At 63.7% G+C, this 7521-nt stretch carries 7 protein-coding genes; 2 read left to right on the top strand and 5 right to left on the bottom strand.

Annotation, left to right across the window (positions count from 1 at the left end; all coding sequences use genetic code 11):
- The coding region (locus ACTHQV_RS16460) for a hypothetical protein (RefSeq protein ID WP_440491814.1) at positions 1–326 on the top strand (326 nt) is incomplete at its 5' end.
- Between the two features lie 39 nt (positions 327–365).
- Positions 366–698, top strand: coding sequence for a hypothetical protein (locus ACTHQV_RS16455; protein ID WP_440491813.1), 333 nt, complete (start codon positions 366–368; stop codon positions 696–698).
- 464 nt (positions 699–1162) lie between these two features.
- On the opposite strand, the gene ACTHQV_RS16450 is transcribed toward ACTHQV_RS16455, so the two are convergent.
- From ACTHQV_RS16450 to ACTHQV_RS16430, 5 genes are all read right to left on the bottom strand, one after another.
- Positions 1163–1792, bottom strand: coding sequence for a hypothetical protein (locus ACTHQV_RS16450; RefSeq protein WP_440491812.1), 630 nt, complete (start codon positions 1790–1792; stop codon positions 1163–1165).
- 168 nt (positions 1793–1960) lie between these two features.
- Complete coding sequence (hflX, locus tag ACTHQV_RS16445) at positions 1961–3247, bottom strand: GTPase HflX (RefSeq protein ID WP_440491811.1); 1287 nt, start codon at positions 3245–3247, stop codon at positions 1961–1963.
- Entirely contained in the window at positions 3244–3792 is a 549-nt protein-coding gene (hfq, locus tag ACTHQV_RS16440) for an RNA chaperone Hfq (RefSeq protein ID WP_440491822.1), read from the bottom strand. Before hfq ends, hflX begins: the two co-directional genes overlap by 4 nt.
- A 74-nt stretch (positions 3793–3866) precedes the next feature.
- Positions 3867–5249 (bottom strand): nitrogen assimilation response regulator NtrX, encoded by a 1383-nt coding sequence (gene ntrX / locus ACTHQV_RS16435; RefSeq protein WP_440491810.1) that lies wholly within the window; start codon positions 5247–5249, stop codon positions 3867–3869.
- Positions 5246–7513: an ATP-binding protein gene (locus ACTHQV_RS16430; protein ID WP_440491809.1), complete on the bottom strand. Its 2268-nt coding sequence runs from the start codon at positions 7511–7513 to the stop codon at positions 5246–5248. Before ACTHQV_RS16430 ends, ntrX begins: the two co-directional genes overlap by 4 nt.
- Positions 7514–7521 lie beyond the last annotated feature (8 nt).

Genomic DNA, 7521 nt, shown 5'->3' with positions numbered 1-7521 from the left:
CACCTACGCCCGGCAATGGCGGCGGAGACGACAATGCACTAACTAACATGCCGGACCACCCGCTGGGGGCTGTTCAGAAGGTTTTCAGGACCACGATGCCAGTCGAGCAGGTCGTGAGTTGCTTCGAGACTAAGAACAACAAGCGGGCGATCGAGCGTGCTGATGGTGCCCGGGTTGTCCGCTTTCGGAACGGTTATGGCGGGGTCGAGCGCACCTTCTCGATCTACCCGGAGGGAACCGGCAGCCGCATCGAAGTCCGTAAGGACTTCTTGGGCGGTCAGTTCATCCGCTGGCGTTCTTGCGTCGGTCTTCAAGACGAACGCTGACATCCGTCTGCCACAAATCCACAATTTAGGACACCGTTTATGCGCCCGCGCGTCTTCAATCCGAACCGATATGCCGCAATATATGAGAATCCGACCAACGGCTGGCGCGAGGCCGCACCCAAGCTTGCCTGGCTCTGGATGTTCCTGTTCGGTGTCTTCTACATGGCCGCACGCAGCCTATGGCGACCGCTGATCGTATCGATGCTGATCCTGATGGCCACGTCCCTCATCATGTGGCCGCTCCTAATCTTCGTTGCTCCGGTCATCTGGGTTGCGACCGCTGCCCAAGCGCAAAACCTCATCCGTGCCCGCTACATGCGCATGGGTTGGAGCGAGATCGACCCCTACGAGCAGGATGGCGTGATCCACTGATCGCAGTACGAAGGCAAATACTGCATCATGCACCAAATATGACGGAGTTTGTTGCTAAAGGCAGCTGCCAGCATACATTTTCGAATACCTCCGCTGCGTTAGGTTCATTCACGCTGTTTCGGAGCCTCTCCTCGCCCACCTTTCTTACGAAGCACTCCGGACGCGAAGGATTGCCGACGGATACCCTTGAAAACAAAACGCCTTTTGAGGGGTGCCTCGGCAACCACGCGTGCGTTTGGGCAATTGTTCGAGAAGGGCGCCCTCTTCGGCTGCCCGCGCTTGCAAGGCGGCATGGACGAATTTAAGCCCGCATCTTACGGTAGCGAAATGGACCATGCCGAGAAAGCGGCTGGCCAACTGGTCGTCGCGGGTGGCGACACCTCGATTGACGTCGCATGCTGCGCGATGCATCGACCATGAAACATTCGCGCTGCGCCCGGTAAGCCGATACCTCATTTTGGCTGTTAGTACAGCCCGCGGCTAAACCCACTTTCGAAATGAAGCAAACTATCGGTCTCCGCTTCCCAGCAACCAGTTATGTTAAAGCGAAAGCGCTTGTCCGGGCTGCGGCGAGGCTGCTTGCCAAGCGCTGCAACGAGCTCCCGCATACGTTCGCGCTTCGTATCATAGGTTTTCTGACGCATTCGGAACGGCCGACCGTCCCCAATTTCATTCTCAAGAACTTCAAGTTCCATCGTGATCCGGACCGGACGGTCCATCAAAGCAGATCTGTTACGGAACCCGAAACAACGGGAGCAACGCCAGAAGCCATCGCAATAGACGACTATATTTATACGTTGACCGCACCTTTCACACATATTAAAGTATTGCCGGTTACCATATCCGGTTAGTTCGCTCGTCATACTCAATTCGACTTCAGTGGTCGAACCTTCGCAGTAGGGAAGGTCTTGAATGCGTGGCTTGAGAATTAACCGTTGCTCGGTGTTCCAGTCGAAGCGCACCGTCCCGATGGCATGGCCATGGTGATTGCGCCACTGCAAGATCGGACGCTCGGTGCCCAGTCTCGCATTCACCTGAGAGATCAGAATGCGGGGATACGCCTCGCTGAATCGCGGCTGTTGCGGCTCGAGCACGTGGCTTCCTTTTTTATATAGGGATCGATCGAGAGGCGGTGGAGAATACTCCAAAACACCGGGGTTTGAACCTTTTATCGCCTCGATCGCGAGGGGTGCGCGCGCTGTAGACGATTTCGAACCCGACGCCGTCCTCCGCCAACGCGCGCCGGCGTTCACCTTCGGGGTTCAGCGCGTCAGGAACCGGTCGTAGTCGGCCGGGGCCATGCGCACGTCGTACAGGGCGCGATCGTCGTCGATCCAGTGGTCGGTGACCTCGCCATGCGCGTGCAGCCATGCGGCACTGGCGCCGTCCTCGGGGGCCAGCGCGATGCGATAGCGGCGGTGCCCCTGCGTCAACCGATCGCCGACGGTGCGGACGAGACGATCGACCCCCTCGCCGGTCAGTGCCGACAGAGCGACGACATCGTCGCGGTGCGATGCTTCGCCGAGCATCTCGGTACGGTCTTCGTCGCCCAGCAGATCGAGCTTGTTCCACGCCTCGATCCGCGGGGTCGTTTCGTCCACGCCGATCTCGGCCAGCACCGCTTCGACGTCGGCCGCCTGCGCTTCGGTATCGGGATGGGCGACGTCGCGAACATGGATCAGCAGGTCGGCGGACACGACCTCCTCAAGCGTCGCCTTGAACGCCGCGACCAGCTGCGTCGGCAGATCCGAGACGAAGCCCACCGTGTCCGACAGGATCGCCTTGTCGATGCCGGGCAACGACACCTGTCGCAACGTCGGGTCGAGCGTTGCGAACAACAGGTTTTCGGCCATGACGTCGGCGCCCGTCAGCCGGTTGAACAGCGTCGACTTGCCGGCATTGGTATAGCCGACCAGCGCGACGACCGGCCAGGGTGCGCGCTGGCGCCGGTCGCGATGCAGCGTCCGGGTGCGCGATACGCCCTCCAGCTCGCGCCGCAGCCGGGCCATGCGATCGCGGATCAGGCGACGGTCGGCCTCGATCTGGGTTTCGCCGGGACCGCCGAGAAAGCCGAACCCGCCGCGCTGTCGTTCGAGGTGGGTCCAGCTGCGGACCAGCCGGCCGGCCTGGTAATCGAGGTGGGCCAGTTCGACCTGCAGGCGCCCCTCGGCGGTGCGGGCGCGTTCGCCGAAAATCTCGAGGATCAGCCCGGTGCGGTCGATGACCTTGCAGCCGAGCGCCGTCTCCAAATTACGCTGCTGTACGGGCGTCAGCGCTGCATCGAACACGGCCAGCTGGATCGCTTCGTCACGGACGATGGCCGTCAACTGGTCAACCTGACCGCTGCCGAGCAGCGTCGCGGGTTTGGGCGCGCGGACGCGGAACGGCACGCGGTGGCGCACCTCGACACCGATGGCCAGCGCCAGCCCGGCGGTTTCCTCCAGCCGGGCATCGGCGTCGCGCGCCGACCCGCCCATGTCGGGCAGGACGACGATCGCCGTTGCGCCGCGCGCGAATTCCTGCGCGTCGCGATCGAAACCGGTGCTCAAGCCTCGTCCGCTCCCGATGCCTGTTCCTCCGCCAGATTCAGCGGATTGGCCGGCTGGATGGTCGACACGGCGTGCTTGTAGACCAGCTGCGACATGCCCTCGCGCTGGAGCAGCATGCAGAACAGGTCGAATGCCGCGATTTGTCCCTGCAGCATGACCCCGTTCACCAGGAACATGGTGACGTTTTCCTGCGCCTTGCGAACGGCGTTCAGGAAGATTTCCTGCAACGGGGCATTCTTGGACGTATTCTCCGCCGCCGCCTCGATCACCGATGACAGGTCGGCGGGTCCGGCGGGCATGATGGTGGAGATGGCGTGTTTATAAATGAGTTGCGACTGTCCGTCGCGGCGCAGCAACACCGAGAAGTTGTCGAACCACGTCACGATCCCCTGGAGCTTGACGCCCTTGACCAGAAACATGGTGACCGGCGTCTTCGACCGGCGGAGCGAGTTGAGAAACAGGTCCTGAAGCGACCCGTGCCTGTCGGCCATGGTTTGCCCTTGTTCTTGGCGGGAATTTCCCGCGTGAGTGTCTTTGACCGGCACCCGGTTGCCGTGCCCCAGCGGCACGGACCAACAATCTAGGACGCATCGGCAGCGCTCGCAATGGTGCGACGCCGCTATTCGTCGCCGCGTGTCTCGGTAATACCCAGCAGCTTGAGTTTGCGGTGCAACGCAGACCGCTCCATGCCGATAAAGGTCGCAGTGCGAGAAATATTGCCGGAAAAACGCCGGATCTGCACACGCAGATACTCACGTTCGAACGACTCGCGCGCCTCGCGCAGCGGCGATCCCATGATCGCGCTGGCGGTCGCGCCGCCGCCCCCTTCGCCCGCCGAGCCCAACACTTCGGGCGGCAACAGGTCGATATCGATGCGGGCGATCCGGTTGCCGGGGGCGAGAATGACGGTGCGCTCGACCACGTTGCGCAACTGACGGACATTGCCTGGCCATTCATAGCTTTGCAGCGCGATCATCGCGTCGGCGGCAACCTCCGGCGTCGGCACGCGGCGTTCATTGGCGTAGTGCGCGACGAAATGTTCGACCAGCGGCGGAATGTCCTCGCGCCGTTCGGCGAGCGACGGGATCTGCACCGGCACGACGTTCAACCGGTAATAGAGGTCCTCGCGGAAATTGCCGTCGAGTATCTCCTGTTGCAGGTCACGCGCGGTCGCCGAGACGACGCGGACATCGACCTTCACCACGCGTGTCCCGCCGACACGGGTAAAGCTCTGATCGGTCAGCACGCGGAGGATGCGCGCCTGGGTCGCGATCGGCATGTCGGCGATCTCGTCCAGGAACAACGTGCCGCCATGCGCCTGTTCGAGTAGGCCGGGACGGACGAGATTGCCGCCCTCCTCCACGCCGAACAATTCCTCGTCGACGCGCTCGGGCGTCATGCGCGCCGCGCTGACGATGACGAACGGCGCCTGCGCGCGCTGGCTCCAGCCATGGAGCAGGCGGGCGGCGACTTCCTTGCCGACCCCGGCCCCACCGGTGATGAGCACGCGGCTGCCGGTGCCAGCAACGCGCTTCAGGGTCGCCCGCACGCTGTTGATCGCGGTCGAGCTGCCGGTCAGGTCGTCCTCGCGCCCTGCCGAGGCGCGCAGCGAGGCGACCTCGCGCCGCAGCCGTTCGGTTTCGGTCGCGCGCTGGACCAGAAACAGCAGGCGTTCGGCCTCGAACGGCTTTTCGATGAAGTCGACGGCGCCGCGGCGGATGGCAGCGACGGCAGTGTCGATATTGCCGTGCCCCGAAATGACCAGCACCGGCAGCGACGGGTCGCGCGCCTTCAGTTCGTCGAGCAGGTCGAGGCCGTCGAGCCGCGACCCCTGCAACCATACGTCGAGCAGCACCAGTGACGGGCGCCGCTGTGCCACCGCCTCCAGCGCGGCATCGCTGTCGGCGGCACCGCGTGTCTCATACCCTTCGTCCTCAAGGACCCCGGCGACCAGTTCGCGGATATCGGTTTCGTCGTCGACGACGAGAATGTCGAGCTTCATGCGGGTGTTCCGGTCCGGGTAAGCATGGGATGGCGCGTTGTAACCTCCTGTAGGGTGTCGTCGTCCGAGGTCCCCGAGCCGGCCAGCGCGGCAAGGATCGCCGGGTCGAAGAGGATCGATACGATCGTCCCTCCACCGGGACGGTCGGCGAACGATATGGTTCCGAAATGTTCCTCGACGATCTTGCGAACGATGGCGAGGCCGAGGCCGGTGCCGCCCTTGCGCGTCGTCATATAGGGTTCGGCGATACGGTCGCGCTCGACCGGCAGGCCGATGCCGTTGTCGCTGGTGTCGATATGCATCCGCCCCTGCGCATCGTAGCGCACGTCGATCTCGATCCGGCCGCGGTCGGCGCCTTCGGGGCGGGCGGCAACGGCTTCGGTCGCGTTCTTGACGATGTTGGTCAGTGCCTGCCCCAGCTGGCGACGGTCGCAGACGAGCGGCGCGGGACCGGCGGTTTCGAGGACGAAGTCGATGTCGGGATGGGCAACCTCGTGCAGGAACAGGCTCTGCCGCGCCAGTTCGGCGATCGATTCGTGGCGGAACACCGGTTTTGGCATCCGCGCGAAGGACGAAAATTCGTCGACCATCCGCCGCAGGTCGCCGACCTGCCGCACGATCGTTTCAGTCAGCCGGCCGAAGGTGCCGTCGTCCTCGGTCAGCTTGCTGCCATAGCGGCGTTGCAGCCGTTCGGCAGCGAGCTGGATCGGGGTCAGCGGGTTCTTGATTTCGTGCGCGATGCGGCGCGCGACGTCGGACCATGCGGCGCGGCGCTGGTCGAGCAGTTGCTGGGTGATGTCATCGAAGGTCAGGATATGCTGGCCATCGTCGCGGGTGATCCGCACGGCCAACGTCTTGGCCTCGCCCCCCGCCGCCAGCTGGATGATCGCGTCCTGCGTCTCACCGCCGATCAGCGCGTCGAGTTCGGGGGCGACCTCGGCGAGCGGACGGCCGACCAGCGAGGTCGATCCGGTACGGAGCAAGGCGGTGGCCGAGCTGTTGGCGAGGCGGATGACCCGGTCGGGGCCGACCGACATGACGCCCGCGCTGACGCCGGACATCACCGCCTCGATCAACGCGCGGCGGCTGTCGATCTGCGCATTGGCGGCGACCAGTTCGCCAGTCTGTTCCTGCAAGCGTTCGGTCATGCTGTTGAACGCGCTGGCCAGTGTGCCGATCTCGTCCTTGGTCCGGGTATGGGTCGGTTCGGGGACGCGCGCCGACAGGTCGCCATCGGCGATGCGCCGCGCCGCGCCGACCAGCGCGCCGACCGGGCGGACGAGGCGGTCGGCGACAGCGAGGGCAACGAACACGGCGAGGCCGACGATCAGTAGGGAAACCACGAACAGCGCGATATTGAGCCGTAACTGGACGCTGCGCGAGCGGCTTATAAGCGCGTCGTAGTCGGAAAGGATCGCTTTGGTCCGGTTGACGCGTTCCTGCAACTTGGCGAAATCGATATCGCGCGCGGAGTAGACGAAATAGGGCGTGTCCAGCACCCTCGTCACCGACTGCACCTGTCCGCCCCGGACGCTGACATAGCTCTTCTTGCCCGAACGCAGGGCAACTATCGACTTGGGGTCGATGCTCCAGCGCAACGGCCCCTCGTAGATGGAAGCGGACGCCAGCGATCTGGGCCGTCCGTCCGACGGGATGTCAAACACGACGGAGTCGCTCAACGAACGAATGAACATGCTTTGCTGATAGAGAAGCCGAAACTCCTCACTTTCCATCGAAGCGCGATTGTTCAGGAGGAGGCGCCTGACATCCGAGGCTACTGCGATATTCTCGTTATCGACCGCTTCGAGAAACTCGTTGTAGGACGACTGGGCAAGCGTTTGGGCATTCTCGAAGATGCCGCGTGCGCTTGGCGACGACCAGAACTCGACACCATATTGGAACAGGAACGAAGCGACGACCGTCACCAGCAGCATCGGCACGCTGGCTAGGATCGAGAACAGTGCGACCAACCGGACATGCAAGGTGCCGGTGCCACCGATTTCGGACCGCGCCGCGCGGCGCTTGGCGATGCGGCGGCCGATCAGCACCAGCAGCGCCATCGCCGGGATCAGGTTGGCGACGAGCACGACCGCCATCAGCGACGGTGATGGCAGGCGTCCGCGCGCCGCCTGACTGCCGTCGAACAGGAAGTAGCTGCCGATACCGACCGCGATCGCCAGCAGCAGCACCGCGATTTCGATCGCCGGGAACCAACGCGCCGGGATCGAGGTGGCCCGAGCCGGTTCCGTCAACGCTGCACCCATAGTTGCCG

Source organism: Sphingomonas sp. SAFR-052, assembly GCF_051965015.1.
GTDB lineage: Bacteria > Pseudomonadota > Alphaproteobacteria > Sphingomonadales > Sphingomonadaceae > Sphingomonas.
Note: the sequence above shows the minus strand (reverse complement) of the source record. Positions and strands in the feature narration are given on the sequence as shown.